This is a genomic window from Extibacter sp. GGCC_0201 (assembly GCF_017566055.1).
GTDB lineage: Bacteria > Bacillota > Clostridia > Lachnospirales > Lachnospiraceae > Extibacter.
The window spans coordinates 1-18,567 of record NZ_JABFCH010000010.1 but is presented as its reverse complement, the minus strand read 5'-3'; the positions used below and the strand labels follow the sequence as shown (position 1 = coordinate 18,567).

20 protein-coding genes are annotated in these 18,567 nt (G+C 52.3%); 9 read left to right on the top strand and 11 right to left on the bottom strand.

All coding sequences use genetic code 11. From position 1 onward, the window contains the following. Positions 1-45: 45 nt before the first annotated feature. Together pcrA and HJV72_RS08590 are read right to left on the bottom strand one after the other, a co-directional pair. On the bottom strand, positions 46-2,277 hold the full coding sequence (gene pcrA / locus HJV72_RS08595; RefSeq protein ID WP_208070273.1) for a DNA helicase PcrA: 2,232 nt from the start codon (positions 2,275-2,277) through the stop codon (positions 46-48). Next, positions 2,274-2,666 carry a DUF3783 domain-containing protein gene (locus HJV72_RS08590; RefSeq protein ID WP_208070272.1) on the bottom strand — a complete coding sequence of 131 codons (393 nt, stop codon included), beginning with the start codon at positions 2,664-2,666 and terminating at the stop codon, positions 2,274-2,276. The genes pcrA and HJV72_RS08590 overlap by 4 nt, the downstream gene beginning before the upstream one ends. Positions 2,667-2,858: 192 nt before the next feature. On the opposite strand from HJV72_RS08590, the gene HJV72_RS08585 reads away from it, so the two are divergent. Beyond that, the gene (locus HJV72_RS08585) at positions 2,859-4,145 is read left to right on the top strand and encodes a polysaccharide deacetylase family protein (RefSeq protein ID WP_208070271.1); all 1,287 of its coding nucleotides are present in this window, start codon (positions 2,859-2,861) and stop codon (positions 4,143-4,145) included. Here the strand turns inward: HJV72_RS08585 and HJV72_RS08580 are convergent. The 7 genes from HJV72_RS08580 to HJV72_RS08550 all read right to left on the bottom strand — a co-directional run bounded on the left by HJV72_RS08580 (position 4,110) and on the right by HJV72_RS08550 (position 10,834). Beyond that, positions 4,110-5,540, bottom strand: a complete 1,431-nt coding sequence (locus HJV72_RS08580; protein WP_208070269.1) for an MATE family efflux transporter — start codon at positions 5,538-5,540, stop codon at positions 4,110-4,112. The two genes, HJV72_RS08585 and HJV72_RS08580, sit on opposite strands and share 36 nt — an antisense overlap. A 249-nt stretch (positions 5,541-5,789) precedes the next feature. Continuing rightward, positions 5,790-6,746, bottom strand: a complete 957-nt coding sequence (locus HJV72_RS08575) for an alpha/beta hydrolase (protein ID WP_208070267.1) — start codon at positions 6,744-6,746, stop codon at positions 5,790-5,792. After that, positions 6,747-7,373, bottom strand: coding sequence for a TetR/AcrR family transcriptional regulator (locus HJV72_RS08570; RefSeq protein WP_208070265.1), 627 nt, complete (start codon positions 7,371-7,373; stop codon positions 6,747-6,749). Positions 7,374-7,384: 11 nt separating this feature from the next. Then, the gene (locus HJV72_RS08565) at positions 7,385-8,467 is read right to left on the bottom strand and encodes a radical SAM protein (protein ID WP_208070263.1); all 1,083 of its coding nucleotides are present in this window, start codon (positions 8,465-8,467) and stop codon (positions 7,385-7,387) included. A gap of 101 nt (positions 8,468-8,568) precedes the next feature. Beyond that, positions 8,569-8,889 (bottom strand): hypothetical protein, encoded by a 321-nt coding sequence (locus tag HJV72_RS08560; protein WP_049727457.1) that lies wholly within the window; start codon positions 8,887-8,889, stop codon positions 8,569-8,571. Between the two features lie 11 nt (positions 8,890-8,900). Next, complete coding sequence (locus tag HJV72_RS08555) at positions 8,901-10,169, bottom strand: DNA polymerase Y family protein (RefSeq protein ID WP_208070261.1); 1,269 nt, start codon at positions 10,167-10,169, stop codon at positions 8,901-8,903. Positions 10,170-10,255: 86 nt separating this feature from the next. Then, positions 10,256-10,834 carry an SOS response-associated peptidase gene (locus HJV72_RS08550; RefSeq protein WP_208070260.1) on the bottom strand — a complete coding sequence of 193 codons (579 nt, stop codon included), beginning with the start codon at positions 10,832-10,834 and terminating at the stop codon, positions 10,256-10,258. A 124-nt stretch (positions 10,835-10,958) separates the two neighbouring features. Between HJV72_RS08550 and HJV72_RS08545 the strand changes: the two genes are divergently transcribed. Next, a complete protein-coding gene (locus HJV72_RS08545; RefSeq protein ID WP_066578377.1) occupies positions 10,959-11,573 on the top strand; it encodes a DUF1836 domain-containing protein in 615 nt (204 codons plus the stop codon). A 22-nt stretch (positions 11,574-11,595) separates the two neighbouring features. Here HJV72_RS08545 and HJV72_RS08540 read toward each other — a convergent pair whose 3' ends face one another. Beyond that, entirely contained in the window at positions 11,596-11,889 is a 294-nt protein-coding gene (locus HJV72_RS08540; protein WP_049727453.1) for a YerC/YecD family TrpR-related protein, read from the bottom strand. A gap of 64 nt (positions 11,890-11,953) precedes the next feature. Further along, complete coding sequence (locus HJV72_RS08535; protein WP_243765584.1) at positions 11,954-12,694, bottom strand: phosphatase; 741 nt, start codon at positions 12,692-12,694, stop codon at positions 11,954-11,956. A 309-nt stretch (positions 12,695-13,003) separates the two neighbouring features. On the opposite strand from HJV72_RS08535, the gene HJV72_RS08530 reads away from it, so the two are divergent. The 7 genes from HJV72_RS08530 to HJV72_RS08500 form a co-directional block, all read left to right on the top strand. Further along, positions 13,004-13,219 (top strand): hypothetical protein, encoded by a 216-nt coding sequence (locus HJV72_RS08530; RefSeq protein ID WP_066578379.1) that lies wholly within the window; start codon positions 13,004-13,006, stop codon positions 13,217-13,219. A 36-nt stretch (positions 13,220-13,255) separates the two neighbouring features. Further along, the gene (locus HJV72_RS08525) at positions 13,256-13,732 is read left to right on the top strand and encodes a hypothetical protein (RefSeq protein WP_208070257.1); all 477 of its coding nucleotides are present in this window, start codon (positions 13,256-13,258) and stop codon (positions 13,730-13,732) included. Between the two features lie 73 nt (positions 13,733-13,805). Continuing rightward, positions 13,806-14,801: an asparaginase gene (locus tag HJV72_RS08520; protein ID WP_208070406.1), complete on the top strand. Its 996-nt coding sequence runs from the start codon at positions 13,806-13,808 to the stop codon at positions 14,799-14,801. A gap of 250 nt (positions 14,802-15,051) precedes the next feature. Continuing rightward, positions 15,052-15,747 (top strand): VanR-ABDEGLN family response regulator transcription factor, encoded by a 696-nt coding sequence (gene vanR, locus HJV72_RS08515; RefSeq protein WP_208070255.1) that lies wholly within the window; start codon positions 15,052-15,054, stop codon positions 15,745-15,747. Further along, positions 15,725-16,897 (top strand): sensor histidine kinase, encoded by a 1,173-nt coding sequence (locus tag HJV72_RS08510; protein WP_330618896.1) that lies wholly within the window; start codon positions 15,725-15,727, stop codon positions 16,895-16,897. The genes vanR and HJV72_RS08510 overlap by 23 nt, the downstream gene beginning before the upstream one ends. A gap of 127 nt (positions 16,898-17,024) precedes the next feature. After that, positions 17,025-18,035, top strand: coding sequence for a D-alanyl-D-alanine carboxypeptidase family protein (locus tag HJV72_RS08505; RefSeq protein ID WP_243765583.1), 1,011 nt, complete (start codon positions 17,025-17,027; stop codon positions 18,033-18,035). 53 nt (positions 18,036-18,088) lie between these two features. After that, positions 18,089-18,567, top strand: a 479-nt coding sequence (locus tag HJV72_RS08500; RefSeq protein ID WP_208070253.1) for an ABC transporter substrate-binding protein, incomplete at its 3' end; no start/stop codon positions are given.

The window sequence follows — 18,567 nt, the reverse complement described above, 5'->3', positions numbered from 1 at the left end:
TGAGATTACTATATATTTATGCCAAAATTGCCAACTTTTATCCATTTATATCTTTTCCAGCCTGGCAAATGTGGCAAACATTTTTTTCGTGCCCGGCCCGTCAAAATCGACCGTCACTTCATAGTCCCGTCCGCCCTCCGTGATGGCCGTGACCGTGCCTGCGCCGAACTTGATATGGCGCACCCGGTCGCCTATGCCGTAGCCCGGCCCGTTCCCTTCCGGGACGGCAAACTGCCTGACCGGCTTTGCGGCGCCTGCGAAGGCCCTGGTCCTAAACGTCTGCCTTGCCTGGGCATATGCGCTCTGCTTTGGCGGCTCGTCGTCTTTCTCGAACACGGCTCCCGTGGCGAGCAGGTCCATCGGTATCTCCTTCAGGAACCGGGACATCTTGTTGTACTGCGTCTCTCCGCGTATCATCCGCCTTCTGGCACAGGTGAGCGTCAGCTCTTGCTTCGCCCTCGTGATGCCCACATAGCAGAGGCGTCTTTCTTCTTCCACTTCCTCCGGATCATCTGCGGTTATCGTCATATAGCTTGGGAAGATGCCGTCTTCCAGCCCGGCCAGATATACCTTCGGGAACTCGAGCCCCTTTGCACTGTGCAGCGTCATGAGCACTACGTAGTCGCTGCTAACGTCGAGGCTGTCGATGTCTGCCACAAGGGCCACCTCCTCGAGGAATCCGCTCAGCGTGGCCGGCTCGTTCGCCTCCTCGCACGCTTCCTCATAGGCCGCGATCTTGCTCATCAGCTCATCGATGTTTTCGATGCGCGTCTCCGCCTCGATACTGTCTTCCGCCTGCAGGCTCTCGATATAGCCCGTCTCGTCCATGATTTCCTGCATCAGATCGGAAATGGACATGTCCAGGGCGTCTGCCTTGAAATGCTCGATGAGCGCCACGAACGACTCAAGCCTTGACGCTCCTCTTCCGATATTCGGAATCAGGTCTACCGCGCGGAGCGCTTCATAGAATCCGATCTCGTGCGTGGACGCATATTCCTGGACCCGGTTGATGCTCGTTAGCCCGATGCCCCGTTTCGGGACATTGACAATCCTGCGCACCGCCAGGTCGTCCTGCCCGTTATCGATTGTCTTCAGGTAGGAGAGCAAGTCCTTGATCTCCCTTCTCGCATAGAAGTTGACGCCGCCCACGACCTTATAGGGTATGTTGGCAGTCACGAACTTCTCTTCAAACATACGCGACTGGGCATTCGTCCGGTAGAGGATGGCATTGTCGTTATAGGTACAGCTTCCGTCATCCACGTGCTCCCGGATGTCCCCGACTATGTATTCCGCCTCGTCGTAAGCGGAATCGAACTGGCGGAAATGAATCTTCTCTCCATCGCCGTTGTCCGTCCAGAGCGTCTTGTCCTTTCTGCCGCAGTTGTTGCGGATAACCGCGTTGGCCGCGTTAAGGATATTGCTCGTGGACCGGTAGTTCTGCTCCAGCTTAATCACTTTCGCGTCCTCATACACCTGTTCAAAATTCAGGATATTCTTGATGTTGGCACCACGGAACTTATAGATAGACTGGTCGTCATCCCCCACGACGCACAGGTTCCTGTATTTGGAGGCGAGAAGCCGTATGAGCTCAAACTGCACCGTATTCGTATCCTGGTATTCATCCACCATAATGTACCGGAACCGCTCCTGATAATAGTCCAGGATGTCTGCCTGGGTCTGGAACAGCTGTACCGTCTTCACGAGCAGGTCGTCGAAGTCCAGCGCGTTGTTGGCGCGCAGCTGCTTCTCATACTCTTCATACACCTGGGCCGTCTTCTGCTTGTTGTAGTCGCCTTCCGCCTTTATGCGGTACTCTTCCGGCGTGACAAGCTCATCTTTTGCGGAAGATATGGCGCTAAGCAGCATGCGCTCCTTGTATATCTTCGTGTCAATCTGGAGAAGCCTGCACACGTCTTTCATGAGCGTCTTCTGGTCATCGCTGTCATAGATGGTAAAGTTTGTATCATAACCCAGCTTGTCGATATGGCGGCGCAGGATCCTCACGCAGGTGCTGTGGAACGTGCTCACCCATATGCTCTCTGCTCCGAAGCCGACGATATCGTCGACACGTTCCCGCATCTCCCCCGCCGCTTTATTCGTAAATGTAATTGCCAGGATGTTCCACGGGTTGACCCCTTTTTCCTCTATGAGATAAGCAATCCTGTGGGTGAGGACCCGGGTCTTGCCGGAACCGGCTCCTGCCAGTATGAGAAGCGGCCCCTCTGTGTGGTATACCGCCTCCTGCTGCTGTTCGTTTAATGTCTCGTAGATGCTCAATCTTTCTTGTTCCTTTCCATTTCCTTCATATATTCATGTTCCTTCTGTATCTCATCGTGCAGGGCTGTGGACGTCCACTCCCGGTTGGAAGGCGTAAGCATCGCCTTCAGCCCTACTTTCACCCCTTCCTTGCGCATGAGGAAGAGGGCCTTGTCCATCATCTCCTCCGACTCCGCGTTCATGACAAGCATCTCGTCGGAGAACCCCTCCCCTTCAAAGACCGGCCGCTCGTCCTCCATCTTATCGGCGCCTGCCAGCACCCCGATTGGAACGTGGTATTCTTCCTTTTCCACGTGGCGTACCTTATAGCCAAGAAAGCCGAATATCATCGCTATCTGCTTTCCCTTTTTCGTACCTTTCAGATTATAGCATAATACACTCGATTTCATCGCATATATTCCCTTCACAAAAGTCTGTATCCATTATAAGTTCTTTGCCCTTGAAGTGCAAGGCAGACATTCAGAAAATATTAATAGTTTCTTACTGTTTTCATTCGTCACATTCCGACAAATTATGCTATAGTTATCTTACAGACATTTACAATTTGACAAGTATAGATTTGACGAGGGGATAAGATACAGATGAATCAACAGATAGAGCATACAGCTACGCGCACCCAAAGCAGGCGCATCTCACAACACAGGAAGAGAGCAAGGCTGCACCGGAACCTGAAGATAGGGATTGGCTGCACAGCCGCGGTTCTGCTCGGGTTTACCGCATTCTTGACGGTCCGGGCATACACGCAGCCCATCGACATCACATTGAAGCTTGACAAAGCCGTAATCACGCAGGGGGAAGAACTGCCGGCTCTTAAGGCGACCGCAGTCTACAAGGGCAAGAGCCCGGATAAGATGCTGGACAAAAAGAGAAAGCTCACGATAAAGGATTTTATCAACGAGCTCAATTCCGGCAAATACTATACCCTGTCCTACAATGCAGATGCATCGGTGGACAATACATATCCTGTCAAGATTATTTTGAATCAGGATTTCCAGAAACGGATGAAAGAGAAATGGGCCTCCAGGGTCCGGCTTGACGTGCAGGACGGAACGCTCGTCGTTAAGAACAGGCTCGGCGCATGGGAGGGAAAGAAATTCCGGCTGAACAGCGGGGAATACATGACTGGTGACTTTCTCACTTCCGGCGGAAATACATATTACTTTGATGAAAACGGGGATATGGTGACCGGACAGCGCCAGATTGGGCTGAAGCAGTGCACCTTTGACAAGGATGGCAGGCTTACGTCCAAAGGGGAGGCTTCTGTACAGCCGGACAGGCCGATGATTGCCCTGACCTTCGATGACGGGCCAGGAGAACAGACGCAGGAGCTGCTGGACGTGCTCGAGCGGTACAACGCACATGCCACATTCTTTATGCAGGGGATGAACGTGCCGAAATATCCGGACGCCGTAAAGAAGATGTTAGAGACCGGCTGCGAACTCGGCAACCATACTTACAACCACCCCGACCTCACGAAGCAGAAGCCGGAGAAGATCAAAAAGCAGATTGCGGATACGAATGCCGCCATCCAGAACATATGCGGCCAGCCGGCCGATGTCCTGCGGCCGCCTTACGGCGCCATCAACGACACGGTAAAGAGCAATGTGGGAATGCCTATGATTCTCTGGTCTGTAGACACGCTCGACTGGAAGACGAAAGATACGGCGGCGACGATCGAATCCATCCGTTCCTCCGCAGGCGACGGAGCCGTCATCCTGCTGCATGACATCCATTCTTTCAGCGTAGATGCCGCCCTGGCCGTCATTCCCGAACTGACCAGACAGGGATATCAGCTCGTAACAGTAAGCGAGATGGCTGCTGCGAAGGGCGTATCACTCGAGAATGGAAAGACATACGGAAGTTTTTAACGGCTCTTCTAACTTCTTCTCTTCCAGCTTCTTCTTTTCTGTCTTCATTTCCTTGAATACATGGGCTATGCAGAGTACCGCAGCCGCAAAGGAGACGATATCCGCGGCCGGGGCAGAATACAATGCCCCGGTCACGCCAAACAGGCCCGGCAGGATTAGGGCAAGAGGCACGCTCAGTACAAATTCCCTCAGAAGCGACAGCGACATGGACAGGAGCGGCTTTCCGAGCGACTGCAGGAAGATGCTTGCCGCCTTCTGCAGGCAGCACAGCACTATCATCCCGAGGAACACCCGGAAGGACAGCACGGCGAACTCGTTATACAGCCCGTTCTCGCTCCCGAATATCCCGATAATCTTAAGCGGAAAGAATTCAAAACCTATGCAGGAGATAAGTCCCGTCACGAATTCTGCCAGCATCATCTTTTTGAAGATTTCTTTTACCCTCCCATACTGTCCCGCTCCGTAGTTATAGCCTACAATAGGCTGGGCTCCCGCAGCGATTCCGACGACGACGGAGATGACGATCTGGAACACTTTCATGACGATGCCCACGACCGTCAGCGGAATATCCGCGCCATATTTCGACCTTGCCCCATACGTGACAAGCACATTATTCATGACGATCATGATAACCACGATCGACACCTGCGTCAGAAAGCTGCTGACGCCGAGAGGCAGCATATGCCTGAACAGTCCCGCCCTCGGCCGGAAGCTGGACTTCCTGAGCCGGAAGGACTTCGTATGAAGCAGATAGCATACTGCCAGCAGGGCCGACACGGCCTGGCCGGCAACCGTCGCCACCGCAGCGCCCATCATTCCCCAGTGCAGGACGAATATGGCTATGGGATCCAATACCACATTGATGATACAGCCTGCAAGCGTCGACAGCATGGCGAACTGCGGGCTGCCGTCCGCCCGTATGATGGAATTCATCGCATTGGCAAACAGGAAGAACGGGATACCGATGACAAGAGATTCAAAATACTCCTCTGCATATGCGATGTTGTTTTCCGTGGCCCCGAACCAGGCCAGCATCGGCTCCTTCAGGAGCAGGAACGCTGCCGTCAGCAGCAGGCCGGCCGCCGTACTCATCACGACCGCATTTCCCACGCACTTGTGGGCCCTCTCTTCATTCTTCATCCCCTGACAGATGCTCAGATATGCGGCACAGCCATCTCCTATGAGAAGGGCCAGTGCCAGGGCGATCACGGTAATCGGGAATACGACGTTCGTCGCTCCGTTGCCGAGATATCCGACACCCCTTCCTATAAAAATCTGATCTACAATATTGTAAAGCGCCGACACGAGCAGCGACAGGATGCACGGAACGGAAAATTTAAGCATCAGCCTGCCTACCGGCTCACGTGCAAGATATTCATTTGCATTCTGGTTCATTTTATCTGATCTCCTTTCTTTTCTGATATCCGGGCAGAAAAAAAGCAGCGAAGACATGATTGATAACTTTCGTTACAATTACAATCACATAATCTTCACTACCATTTCCATCTGTATCCTATCGGACGTCAGCGGCCCGATATATACGCAATATTTAGTTTCTGCCGAATCAAGTGTATTTTAACAGACCCGGCTCCCTTCATGTAAGGAGAAGTTTCATTTTCGTCACATTTTCTGAAACCAGCTCCATTATTCTGCCTTGTTCCCGTCATTTTGCTCCCAGATCCAACGCACCGCCTCCATGTATGCCTCACGGTCCTTCAGGTAGCTGCCGCAGTGGTCCGCGCCTTCCACGAGCAGAAGACGCTTCCTCCCCCTGCACGCCTCATAATTCTGGATGGTCATGCCGCACGGCACGAACGTGTCTGCTCTCCCGTGTATGAACAGCACGGGGATGTCACAGTCCTTCAGCGCCTCCGGCACGGAGTAGTCGTCGAACCCGAATCCTGCCTTCCTTCTGCACCACCGTGTCAGCCGCTTTACCGTGCGGACTCCCACGAGCCGGAAATGCTTCCGTCCAAAGTTCAGCACCATATCGTCCGGATAGGAGAATCCACAGTCGGCGATAATGCCCTTAACGCATGCCGGGAGCGCGCCGCCTGCCGCCATGAGTACCGTGGATGCTCCCATGGACACGCCGTAGAGGTACACGGGCAGATGGCTGCCGTTATTCTTTTCCACCCAGTCAAGCCATGCATGGCAGTCGTGCCGCTCCAGTATGCCGAACCCCATGTATGTCCCTTCGCTCTCTCCCTGGGCCCGCTGCTCCGGGAGAAGAAGGCTGCAGCCTTCTTCGTACAGTTCGCGCGCGCAGGCGCCGAAGTCACGCTTCCACGTCCCCCGCCACCCGTGGAACATGACCATGATCCGCCGGGCCTCTTTCGCTTTTACATAATGTCCTCTCAGCTTAAGCCCGTCAAAGCTTTCTATCGTAACCGCTTCGCTCTTCTGCTGCTCCATCCATTCCATACCCTGCCGGATCTCATCTCTGCACGGCTTCTTCCTGCCCTTTTGTCCTTTAAAAAAACGGCATCTGCGCTCTACCGCTATATTCAGGAATATCCGCATCACCGCAAGGTCAGTCACGGCGGCCGCGGCTATGGCGGCAGAAGCCTTCATCGAAGTCTTAAGTCTTTTCTGCATCATTTACCTCTCCTCTGACCGCGCATATATCCTCGCAAACTCCCGCACATGCCGCTTAAGCTCACCAAGCGCCTCTTCTTCTCTCCCCGGCTCCTGGTCATATTTGTTCAGCAGGAAGAATACCGGTGCATAGAAGTTCATAGCCATGGCAGCCGGATCGGCATCTCTTAGCACGCCCCACCGGGTCATCTGTGCAAATAAAGCTGTCTGATAGGTGATGCTGTCTTCCATAAATATCTTCCGGTACACCTCGTATATATCTCTCGTCCGGTACTGCTCAATCGTCAGCATCCGGCGGAACCGGGACGCAAAAGCGTCTTTCAGGTAGAACAGGAATATCTGCCGGCTCAGGTTTATAAGGCCGTCCGTCGTCAGATTGCCGTATACCCGGGCCGCCTGTTCCATATCCGTCTCGTCCGGGAGACCGAGCGTCTGCGACATGTGTGCCATCCTGGAGGACATCTCCTGCACGATCGTATCAAAAATCTCTTTCTTACTCTTATAGTGTTTGTATAGTGAGCTATCTTTTATTCCCACAGCTTCCGCAATATTCTTCACGCTCGTCCCTTCATACCCCCTTGTAGAAAACAGGTTGAGCGCTTCTTCCATGATCCGCTCTTTTGTTCCCATATGCTCCCTCCTCACAGACATCCTTTTACAGACTGCTCCTGCTCGAACAGCACGCATCCGCCGGTATGCTCCTTCGTCAGCAGCCCTTCTGCCCTCAGCCGGATGAAGAACGGGGACTTCAGCGCTTCACGCAGGCTCGTATGTAACAGGCTCGTATCCGAGAAAGGGGAGAACGGGCACGGTTCCGCCCCTCCCTTCGCATTGATATGGAAGAATCCCCTTCCCGCCGCCAGGCAGCCGCCGGAGCTCTTCTCATCTCCCGGGAAGGATACGAACAGCAGCTCTTTCTGGGCTTCCCTCAGCATCTCCAGACGCCGCTCCATATATGCCCGCTCTGCGTCTGTCGGCGCCAGATGCTCCGTCTCCTTCTCTGCGGGTACGTACTCCACATAGATGACGGCTTTACATCCCTGGCGGGCCAGATGTGCTGTGAATTCCTCCGACAGGACTTCCTGCATGTTCTCTCTTGTGACCGTCACCGAAGCGCCGAACAGGATGCCGCCCTCTTTCATCCTCTTCATCGCCTTTTGCAGGGAAGCGTAGACGCCGCTTCCCCTCCGTTCGTCCGTGAGCCTTTCCTTCCCTTCTATGCTGAGGACGGGTATGAGGTTCCGGTTCTTGCCAAACAGCTTCAGATACGCTTCCTCCAGCATCGTCCCGTTTGTAAATACAGGAAACAGTATCCTGCGGTGCCGGCCGGCCTGCTCCAGCACGTCCCGGCGCAGAAGCGGCTCTCCGCCTGCAAGCAGGATAAATGCGACACCTGCCTCTTCCGCCTGGCAGAATACCTCTCCCCACCGCGCCGCGGACATCTGCAGTTCTTCGCCTCTGTCCATACAGCTTACGTTCGCCCTGGCGTAACACCCCTTGCAGTGGAGGTTACATGAATCTGTAATGCTGGCAATCAGGAACGGAGGGATATGTTCTCCCGCCGCCTCGAGCCTGGCCCTCCTTCTGCCCGCCTCACGTCCTGAGGACACATACCGTGCCAGGAACAGGCTCTCCTTCGGATTGTCCCCCGATGCTCTCAGTATTCCCTGCACGATCCGTTCCACACCCTTGCTCAAATATTCTTCCAGCTGATTTTCCCGCATATGATTTCCTCCTCTGCCAAAACAGGCTAATGAACACTAGCTTCTCTGTCTTCATTATAGCTAGTGTTCATTAGCCTGTCAATATATTTATCATTCTCTTGTTACTCCGTCCCCTTCCAGACGATCTTCCATCTGCACTCTGTCTGATGGAACAGCAGCGTGAAGAAATATTCTCTCCCCTCCGCCACCGTCCGGCACGCGTATGACATCATAGGGATGCCGCAGAAATTCTCCTTCTCCGAATACAGCACTTCGATATTCGATATGGAGCGGATTACCCCGTCCTCGTCCTCATATTTGATAAACTTCGGAAACATGTTTCCCCTGCTCGTAAACCAGCACCCGCAGGCGATATCTTCCTGTTTCCCCCGGACAGGTCCCCGGTCCGGGGCTTCTGTATTGATACCGATTCCAAAAGCCATCGTTCTCCCTCCTACTCTATCTTAAGCTTCTCATAATCTACCGTCCGTTTTTCTCTTGACACCCCTCCGGACAGATGGTCTATCTCCGGCACCGCCAGGAAGGCCGCGCGCCTTACCGCATCGATGCCGAACCTCCCTCTCACCCGGTCAATCGTCCTGTCCCACCGTTCCAGCTTCTTATAGTCCCTGTCGTCAAACAGCGACAGCTGCCTCAGCTCCCCTTCGTCCTTAACCCGGCCTGTGTGTATGCCGAGATGCCGGATCGGCGCGTAGTCCCACAGTTCGTCGAACAGCCGGCAGGCCGCCTCATATATCTCTTTCGTGATGTTGGTCGGGTTGGGCAGTACGGTCTGATGGGACACATGGCAAAATTCCCGGTCCTTTATCCCGATGCTTATGACCTGGATCTTTACCCCGTCCTTCCGAAGGCGCATCCCGAGCGTCTCCGCCAGCGCAAGCAGCACGAGCTTGGCCGCCGCCGCGTCCGTCACGTCGAAAGGCGTCGTCGTGCTGTTCCCGTAGCCTTTGTTCGGTATGGGCTCAGGCTCCACGATAGAGAAGTCCCTTCCGTTGGCAAAGTTCCATATCACGTCCCCGTGGGATTTCAGGTGTATCCGGAGCAGCTCCGGATCCGCCTCCGCCAGCTGTCCAATCGTGCATATGCCAAGCTTATGCAGCTTCTTTGCGGTGGCCCGCCCGACAAAAAACAGGTCGTTTACCGGCAGCTTCCACATCTTCGTCCTGATCTCTTCGGGGAACAAGGTGTGCACCCGGTCAGGCTTCTTAAAGTCCGAGGCCATCTTGGCCAGCAGCTTGTTGGACGAGATGCCGATATTCACCGTAAAGCCCAGTTCCCTGCGGATACGGTCCTTGATATCGAAGGCCGTTTTTACCGGATTCCCGAACAGCTTCTGCATGCCCGACATATCCATGAACACCTCATCGATGCTGTACTGCTCCACTGCCGGCGTATACTCTTTCAGGATATCGGTAAAGGCCCGGGAGCACTTCTCATACAGCCCGTAATTGGGCGGGGCGATATACAGGCCCGGACATTTCTGCCTTGCCTCCGGTATCGATTCCCCTGTCTTGATTCCATATGCTTTCGCGGGGATGGACTTGGCAAGGATGATTCCGTGCCTCTGCTTTATATCTCCGCCGATGGCTGATGGTATGTCCCGCAGGTCCGTGGACGCTCCCAGGAAACCAAGACGAAAAACCGCCTCCCACGAAAGGAAGGCGGAGTTTACATCAATATGATAGATAATCTGTTCTGACATGACTCACACCTCTTTCTTTTTACTGTAAGTATATCAGAACCTACGTTCGATTTCTCTGGTAATTTCTTCCCGGCGGCCCCCAAAGCCTAAAATGGAAGGCTCTGCTGCATAAACCCTTCTTTTTCCAGCGGGGTATCCGGCTGCAGGCCGAGCAGCTGCTCATACTTCTTCTCATCTTCCAGCCATGCCCTGCTCCTCTCCTCGTCCAGAATGAGCGGCATCCTGTTGTGCACGGGGCGGACGGAGGCATTGGCATCCGTCGTGAGGATGATGAAATGGTCTTCCTCTGAAAAGCGTTTCCAGAATCCGGCGAGGAACATCCCTGTCTTCCCCTCCGGCTGAAAGGCGATCTTGTTCTTATCTTTGTCCCACTCGTAGAACCGCCGCGCCGGGATGACGCATCTGCGGTTCATGACGCTTTCGGAAAACATCCGCTTCTGCAGGGCGCTCTCGCTTCTGGCGTTGATGACAAGCCCTTTGTTCTGTGGTGCCGGATATCCCCAGTCCATCTGCCGCAGCACCGCCTCTCCTGCGTCGCGGGCGATGACCGAAGCCTTCTGCCCCGGATATATCTCTCCCTTTATGAGCAGCTTCCGGTCCAGCTGCCTGACAATTTTTTCTATCTCCCTGGCCATCTCGTCGTCTACATAATAACGTCCGCACATAACCTCACAGCTCCTTTTTTATTATTACTTAAATCATAGCACAGGCTGTCAAGGGGACGAATCAGAAAATACTTGCCATATAGTTTTTAATACTATATAATGACTATATTGGGGTGATACTAATATGACGATTGATACAAAAGATATGCTGAACAGCATCTTATCCAGCATCTCGCGGATTGACTATGTGAGACCTGACAGCATTCCAAATATAGAATTATATATGGACCAGGTAACTACATTCATGGAAAAGGAGCTGAGCTCTACGAAGCGCTTTCCTGAAGACAAGATTCTGACAAAGACGATGATCAACAACTATGCGAAGAACAACCTTCTCCCGCCGCCGGTGAAGAAGAAGTATTCGAGAGAGCACATTCTCGTCCTTATCTTCATCTACTACTTTAAGAACATCCTGTCCATCAAGGATATAGAGACTCTGCTGGCACCGATTACCGAAAAATATTTTGATGCCGGTGGCAGTTTCGGCCTTACTTCTATCTACGAAGAGATATGCCAGACCGAGAAGGCGCGCATCGACTCGCTTCAGAAAGAGGTAGCCAGGACGCACAAGACTGCTACCGAAAGTTTTTCAGAAGCGCAGGAAGGCGAAGAGAGGGATTACCTGCAGCTCTTCTCGTTCATATGCAGCCTGAGCTTCGACGTATATGTCAAAAAGCTCATTATAGAAAAGCTGATAGACGAACTGCCCGAACCGGGCAATCAGGACAAAAAGAAATAGAGCGGACCGCTCTATTTCTTTTTTATCTATCTTCCTTAATCCTCTCAAACACCATATCATAACCGTCATTTCCATAGTTCAGGGAACGGTTCACACGGCTGATCGTAGCGGTGGACGCCCCTGTCTTTTCAGCGATTTCCAGATAGGTCTTATGTTCCCTCAGCATCTTTGCCACCTCAAAGCGCTGCGACAGTGACAGCAGCTCGTTGATGGTACAGATATCCTCGAAAAAAGTATAGCACTCTTCTTTATCTTCCAGACTTAGTATAGCACGAAACAGATAGTCTACTGCTTCGGTCCTGATCTTTTTACTCATACTATTATCTCCTTCGTAACAGAATTCATTACTGTTACATTTTAGCACACTAAATTCGTAAAGTCTATAGTTTTTTATTCCGTTTTAGACAAGCCCTGAATTTTTCCAGAGAGGTATTAGCCACGAGCTCTTCCGGGAAGGCAGCCTCCCTCAGCACTTCCATGGAATACCGGCAGTTGGCGATGTCCACGTCCATGTGGGCGTCCGATCCGAGCACTACCATCGTCCCGTACTCCTTGCACAGCCTGAGCATGCGGGCGGCATTGTGATGCGTATCCTGACGGAATCCTCCCGGCCGCAGGGAGGAATTGTTCACCTCCAGCAGCGTGCCTGTCCGCTTCGCCTCTTTTGCGAGCACCTCATAATCCACCGGCACCCTGCCGTCGTCCGGGTGCCCAATGATGTCGATATAGTCCTTCTCCATCACGTTGATGTATGTCTGCGTAATCTCCTTCTCGTCAAGCTCCCCTTCATAGCAGGGCACATGGATGCTCGCTATCGCCAGGTCCAGCTCGCGAATCAGGTACTCCGGCAGATCCACCTCGCCGGTCCCGTTCATGACATTCAGCTCCACTCCCATCAGAAGCTCTATGCCATACATATTTCTCGGCACGACCCTCATATTCTGGAAATAAAATATGTGGCACGTTCCCGGCATCTTTGGCGCATGCTCTGTCACCGCCAGCCCCGAAAGCCCTCTGTCCGCCGCCATCTTGGCCATCTCACGCAACGTATTGTAAGCATGTCCGCTTGCAAGCGTATGGGTATGTGTATCAATCGCTATATGAATATTCTGCTCTTCCATAATAAAAAAACTCCTGTTCGTTTAAAATAACTTTATATAATACAATGTCATACTACCATATTTTCCCTGTTCTTTCTACCACAAGTCGATCATCCTGCCTCAAGCGGCGTAGTATCTCATCCTCGCGGCGTCTTTTGGAAAAGCTGCCGCAGATATAGCATCGCTCGCGTCTGCGGCCGCCATGGAAATAATATACAGTATGTGCATTTCTTTTTCTACATATTCTAAAGACAGCTTCAGCCGGCAAGGTACACGCGTCCTTGCCGGAACCGTTCCACAAATATTGTAAAACAGGAGGTATCCTTGACTATGAAAGATAAAAAAGATTTAGAGAACCAGCACCTCATCGACTCCTATGACTATCTGTCCAATGCAGCCTCTTCCTGGGACTGCACGGGGCTCATTCCATCCGAGCCCATCTCGGTAGGCGAGCTGGAATCCTACGAAGACCTGTACCACTTCCTGCCGCCAAACGGGAAGGCATCGAATCTGAAGAAGGAAGAAGGAGACGAACAAACAAAATAACTCAGCATATATTAATCAAAAATGGAGTGTTTGATTATGGCTGATATGAATCTTGTCCCCATAACGGGGATTGTACAGAATATCACATCCATGCGTGATAACTGCTGTGAACTGCTTGTCTCTATCCGCAATTCCGACGGCATCACCAACTTTGTAGTAGGCCCTGACTCTTATGTCATCAATGAAGTACGTCTGCGGCCGGGAATGAACGTGATTGCATTCTATGATGCGAACCTGGCTATACCGCTTATCTTTCCGCCCCAGTACCGGGCGGTCATCATCGGACGCAAGAATCCGAGCGAGAATATGTACGCCGGCTATTTTGACGAAAGCCTGACTTCGGAGGACGGCTCTCTTAAGCTGAACATGACAAGGACGACCGATGTCGTCACCTCTAACGGACAGCGTTTTAACTGCGACCTGGGCGGACAGCTTCTGATCGTATACTACAGCGCCTCGACAAGGAGCATCCCTGCCCAGACGACGCCCCGGCGCGTCATCGTGCTCTGTTAGGTTTTGGCTCTTGACACATATTCTAAACGAGGGTAAGGTAGAAATGGACTATGTATTGAGAGGTTGAAAAATGATGAAAAAGATACTTATGATAGCAACCGGAGGCACCATAGCCTCCAAAGAAGGAGCAGGCGGCCTGACCCCGGCTATGACCGGGGAAGAGCTGGCTTCTTTTGTTCCCGGAATCGAAGATAAGTGCGAGCTTGACATTCTTCAGCTCATGAACATCGACAGCACGAACATGCGCCCGCGCCAGTGGATGGAAATCCGCGACGCCGTCATGGAACACTACGGCAGCTACGACGGTTTTGTAATCCTGCACGGAACCGACACGATGGCATATACTGCCGCTGCCCTTTCCTACCTCATCCAGAACACCCCGAAGCCCATCGTCATCACCGGTTCACAGAAGCCGATGGGCAACCCGTATACCGATGCCAAGCTGAACGTCTACCAGAGCATACTCTATGCTCTTGACGACGGCTCCTGCAATGTCTCTATCGTGTTCAACGGCAAGGCCGTCGCCGGGACGAGAGGCCGCAAGCAGAGGACCCGGAGCTTTGACGCGTTCGAGAGCATGAACTTTCCGCTTCTGGCCGTCATACACGACGACCACATCGTCCGCAAGTATGTGGGCCCCCTTCCGTCGGAAGAAGATCTCGTCACCTATACACGCCTGAATGACCGTGTCTTCGTCCTGAAGCTCACGCCGGAAGTAAAGGCGGACCTCTTCGGGCTGCTGGATGGCGGATATGACGCCATCATCCTGGAAACATTCGGCATCGGCGGCATTCCCGAATATGACGACTCCTTTGAAAAGGCTATCTTTGGATGGGTGGATTCTGGCAAGACCCTCGCCGTCACCACCCAGGTGCCGGAGGAAGGCTGCGATCTGAACGTGTACCAGGTCGGAAAGAAATACAGCGAACATCCGGGCATCCTCCAGGCAGGCGACATGACGACCGAGGCAATCGTGGCGAAGATGATGTGGATTCTCGGACAGACACATGACCGGGACGAGATACGCAGGCTGTTCTTCAAAGAGATCAACCACGACCGGACTGTTTAAGGGCGGGGATAATGTCGAGGCCGGCAGGGGATCTGCTGATACAGGAAGAGCCGGAATCAGGTACGGGGATATCATCTCACATCCCCTAACTGATTCCGGCTCTTTCTATAGTTACGGATACCCGCCAGGCAAAGCGCCTTGCAGCGGACATATGTGCCCCGTTCTGAAAATCTTAATAATATCTTGCGCGAATCTCCATAAAGTCTCAATTTTCCCTTGATAAAATAGAAAGGAAAGGAGCCGGAACACTATGTCAGAAAAAATATTAGTTGTAGATGACGAACGAGAGATTGCAGATCTTGTCGCGCTCTACCTTGAAAATGAAAATTTTACCGTACTCAAATATTATAACGCTTCAGACGCCTTGGACTGTATCTGCAGCGAAACGCTGGATTTGGCGATCCTGGACATCATGATGCCTCATATAAGCGGGTTGGAGATATGCCAGAAGATTCGTGAGCAGCACCGCTACCCTGTCATCATGCTGACCGCGAAGGACGGAGAGATCGACAAGATTACCGGATTGACCTTAGGTGCCGACGACTATATCACAAAACCCTTCCTGCCTTTGGAACTGGTAGCGCGGGTGAAGGCACAGCTGCGCAGGTACAAGCGGTATAACGTGGAAGAAGGGCCAAAGGAGGATGTCATCGTCCACTCCGGGCTCGTCATCAATGTCAGGACCCATGAATGTACGCTGAATGAAAGGCCCCTGTCCCTCACCCCGACTGAATTCTCTATTCTGCATATCCTGTGCCGGAAGAAGGGGACCGTCGTCAGTTCCGAGGAACTGTTCCACAAGATCTGGCATGACGAATATTTCAGCAAGAGCAACAATACAATCACCGTCCATATACGGCACCTGCGGGAAAAGATGGGGGATTCCTTCGAGGAGCCAAAGTATATAAAGACAGTCTGGGGGTGTGGATACAAGATTGAAAACTGACATCTCTTTAAAGGCAGGCGCGTTCCGATATGCCAGAATCCTTTTCGCCGTGGCCGTCATCCCTGCTTTGTGCTTTATCATCTACTATCTCATAGACAACCTATGGAACGGAGCCTTTGTAGAGTGGTTTGAAAAGAACTATATGCTCATCCAGAACGAATATCTCCCGGAAACAGGACAGTATGCGCTTACCTACAGCCCTATATGGCCCAAGTTAAAGTCTCTGCTTCTTGCCATATTCATCCTTACCGCCACATTCTGGCTGCTCAGCGTCCTCGTGACCTCTCACCTCTACGCGAGGGCCAAGGTCAGAAAATCGATAACAGAAGCCAGCCGCATCCTGCATGTTTATATGATGAAGGAAGCAGAGACTACGGAAATATTTCCAAAGGAGTATGCAGAGCTCTCCGTACAGATGGCTGAAATCAAATCCACCATGCAGCGCCATGAGCAGATACTGAAGGAAGAAGCCGCCCGCAAGAATGACCTGATTACGTATCTGGCACATGACCTGAAGACGCCGCTCACCTCCGTCATCGGATATCTGAGCCTTCTGGACGAGGCTCCGGATATGCCCGGCAGCCAGAAAGAGAAATATGTAAGAATCACTTTAGACAAGGCGCAGAGACTAGAAAAGCTCACCAACGAATTCTTTGAAATCACCCGCTATAATCTGCAGCAGATTGCGCTGGAAAAGGAAACGATAGACCTCTGTTATATGCTCGTCCAGATGACGGACGAATTCTATCCGCTGCTCACCTCCCACGGCAACACGGCCCATCTTAACGTCAGAGAGGACATGACCATTTACGGCGATGCCTTAAAGCTTGCGCGGGTATTCAACAACATATTAAAAAATGCGATAGCTTACAGCTATCCCGATACGGCAATCGAGATATGGGCCGAGGAAAGGGCGGAGGAAACGCTTATATTTTTCCGCAATAAAGGAAAGACGATACCTGTCCAGAAGCTGGAATCGATATTTGAAAAGTTCTTCCGTCTGGACGAAGCCCGGACTACGAATGCAGGCGGAGCAGGACTGGGACTTGCCATCGCGAAAGAAATCGTCACTTTGCACGGCGGAAATATTACTGTAGAGAGCAGAAATGAACTGACGACCTTCTGCCTCTCTCTTCCTGCCTGCCATTAATAAAATCTCTCCCTCACCTTAGCCTTTTCTTAGGATTTAAGCAGTGGAATCTTAAAGTACCGACAGGTTGCGTCCTGTAAAATAAATATGGGTAAAGTTATATTACGAGAAAAGGCAGGTGTATGAAATGAACAACAGACAACATAAAAGGCCGCTCCCGGACAAAAGGCGGAAGATGCGGCGCAGAAGGCGCAGACGCCGTGCTTTTGCAGGGATGGCCGCAGCAGCAGTCCTTTTGTGCACCCTATTTCTGGCCGTGAAGACATTATATCCTCTGCTGTCAGAACGTAAGGCAGATACGGATATCACCTATGACGGCGCTTCTCCTTCCCTGTCCGTCAATTTAGACAACCTGTACAGCCCCCATGCAATCCTCATCGACCTGGACAGCGGCAAGGCAGTTGCAGCGCGCGGCAGCCAGGACAGGATATATCCGGCTTCGCTCACGAAGATAATGACCGCATTGCTGGCAGTGGAAAAGACGGATAATCTGGATGAAACCGTCACCCTCTCCACCCGCATCTTCCCGACACTGTATGCCAAAGAAGCTTCTATGGCCGGCTTCCAGCCCGGAGAGCGCGTACAGCTTAGAGATCTGCTATATGGCATCCTGCTCCCTTCCGGTGCAGAATGCTGTCTCACGTTTGCCGAAAGGATTGCCGGATCCGAAGAGGCATTTGTGAAGCTGATGAACGAGAAGGCAAAAGAACTGGGGATGGACAGTACGCACTTCTGCAATTCCACGGGTCTGCACGACGGCAATCATTATTCTACCGTAGAAGATATAGCGGTTCTTCTAAAGCATGCGCTGAAGAATGCCGACTTCCGGGAGGCATTTACGAGCAGCCAGCACAGCACCCTTCCATCGGACCTGCACCCGGACGGTTTCACGTTCTACAGTACGATGTTCGAATATATGTCCAGCGCCAAAGTTACCGGCGGAGAGATCCTCGGAGGAAAGACAGGATATACGGAAGAAGCCGGACTGTGTCTGGCAAGCCTGGCAGCCATCAACGGAAAAGAATATATTCTCGTGACCGCCAAAGCCGCCGGGACCCATGATACGGAACAGTTCCACATTCTGGACGCAGTAAACGTCTATAACCAGGTTGGGGCATCTTCCGATGATTCACAGTAACGTATCTGCATTTTCAGAATATATTATACCATTAGCAATCAAGGAGGTATTTTATGAAAAAGCGATTACTTGCTGTTCTGCTTGTGGCCGTCATGGCTCTGTCCATGCTGGCCGCATGCTCCTCTGCCAAAGAGGATAAGGATACGAAAGACACGGCCGAGACTGCCGGAGAGACAAAGGAAGAAAAAACGGTGGATGTAACGCTCAACGAAGTGGCACATTCCATTTTTTATGCCCCGATGTATATCGCCATCGAAGAAGGGTATTTCAAGGAGGAAGGCATCAATCTGGATCTTGTGACAGGGTTTGGCGCCGACAAGACGATGACCGCCGTGCTCTCCGGTGAAGCAGATATCGGCTTCATGGGTTCCGAGGCTTCTATCTACACGTACAACGAAGGGGCCAACGACTATGTCGTGAACTTCGCACAGCTCACGCAGCGGGCCGGAAACTTCCTCGTCGCCCGTGAGGAAATGCCGGACTTTAAGTGGGAGGACCTAAAAGGCAAGCTTGTGCTCGGCGGACGAAAAGG

Excerpts from the sequence above, each read along its gene's own strand:
- HJV72_RS08525 (WP_208070257.1), top strand. The coding sequence starts at position 13,256 with ATGGCTGATATGAATCTTGTCCCCATAACGGGGATTGTACAGAATATC.
- HJV72_RS08560 (WP_049727457.1), bottom strand. The coding sequence starts at position 8,889 with ATGGCTTTTGGAATCGGTATCAATACAGAAGCCCCGGACCGGGGACCT.
- HJV72_RS08570 (WP_208070265.1), bottom strand. The coding sequence starts at position 7,373 with ATGGGAACAAAAGAGCGGATCATGGAAGAAGCGCTCAACCTGTTTTCT.
- HJV72_RS08535 (WP_243765584.1), bottom strand. The coding sequence starts at position 12,694 with ATGGAAGAGCAGAATATTCATATAGCGATTGATACACATACCCATACG.
- HJV72_RS08580 (WP_208070269.1), bottom strand. The coding sequence starts at position 5,540 with ATGAACCAGAATGCAAATGAATATCTTGCACGTGAGCCGGTAGGCAGG.
- vanR (WP_208070255.1), top strand. The coding sequence starts at position 15,052 with ATGTCAGAAAAAATATTAGTTGTAGATGACGAACGAGAGATTGCAGAT.
- HJV72_RS08585 (WP_208070271.1), top strand. The coding sequence starts at position 2,859 with ATGAATCAACAGATAGAGCATACAGCTACGCGCACCCAAAGCAGGCGC.
- HJV72_RS08550 (WP_208070260.1), bottom strand. The coding sequence starts at position 10,834 with ATGTGCGGACGTTATTATGTAGACGACGAGATGGCCAGGGAGATAGAA.
- HJV72_RS08530 (WP_066578379.1), top strand. The coding sequence starts at position 13,004 with ATGAAAGATAAAAAAGATTTAGAGAACCAGCACCTCATCGACTCCTAT.
- HJV72_RS08545 (WP_066578377.1), top strand. The coding sequence starts at position 10,959 with ATGACGATTGATACAAAAGATATGCTGAACAGCATCTTATCCAGCATC.
- HJV72_RS08565 (WP_208070263.1), bottom strand. The coding sequence starts at position 8,467 with ATGCGGGAAAATCAGCTGGAAGAATATTTGAGCAAGGGTGTGGAACGG.
- HJV72_RS08505 (WP_243765583.1), top strand. The coding sequence starts at position 17,025 with ATGAACAACAGACAACATAAAAGGCCGCTCCCGGACAAAAGGCGGAAG.
- HJV72_RS08520 (WP_208070406.1), top strand. The coding sequence starts at position 13,806 with ATGAAAAAGATACTTATGATAGCAACCGGAGGCACCATAGCCTCCAAA.
- HJV72_RS08555 (WP_208070261.1), bottom strand. The coding sequence starts at position 10,169 with ATGTCAGAACAGATTATCTATCATATTGATGTAAACTCCGCCTTCCTT.
- HJV72_RS08575 (WP_208070267.1), bottom strand. The coding sequence starts at position 6,746 with ATGATGCAGAAAAGACTTAAGACTTCGATGAAGGCTTCTGCCGCCATA.
- HJV72_RS08540 (WP_049727453.1), bottom strand. The coding sequence starts at position 11,889 with ATGAGTAAAAAGATCAGGACCGAAGCAGTAGACTATCTGTTTCGTGCT.
- HJV72_RS08590 (WP_208070272.1), bottom strand. The coding sequence starts at position 2,666 with ATGAAATCGAGTGTATTATGCTATAATCTGAAAGGTACGAAAAAGGGA.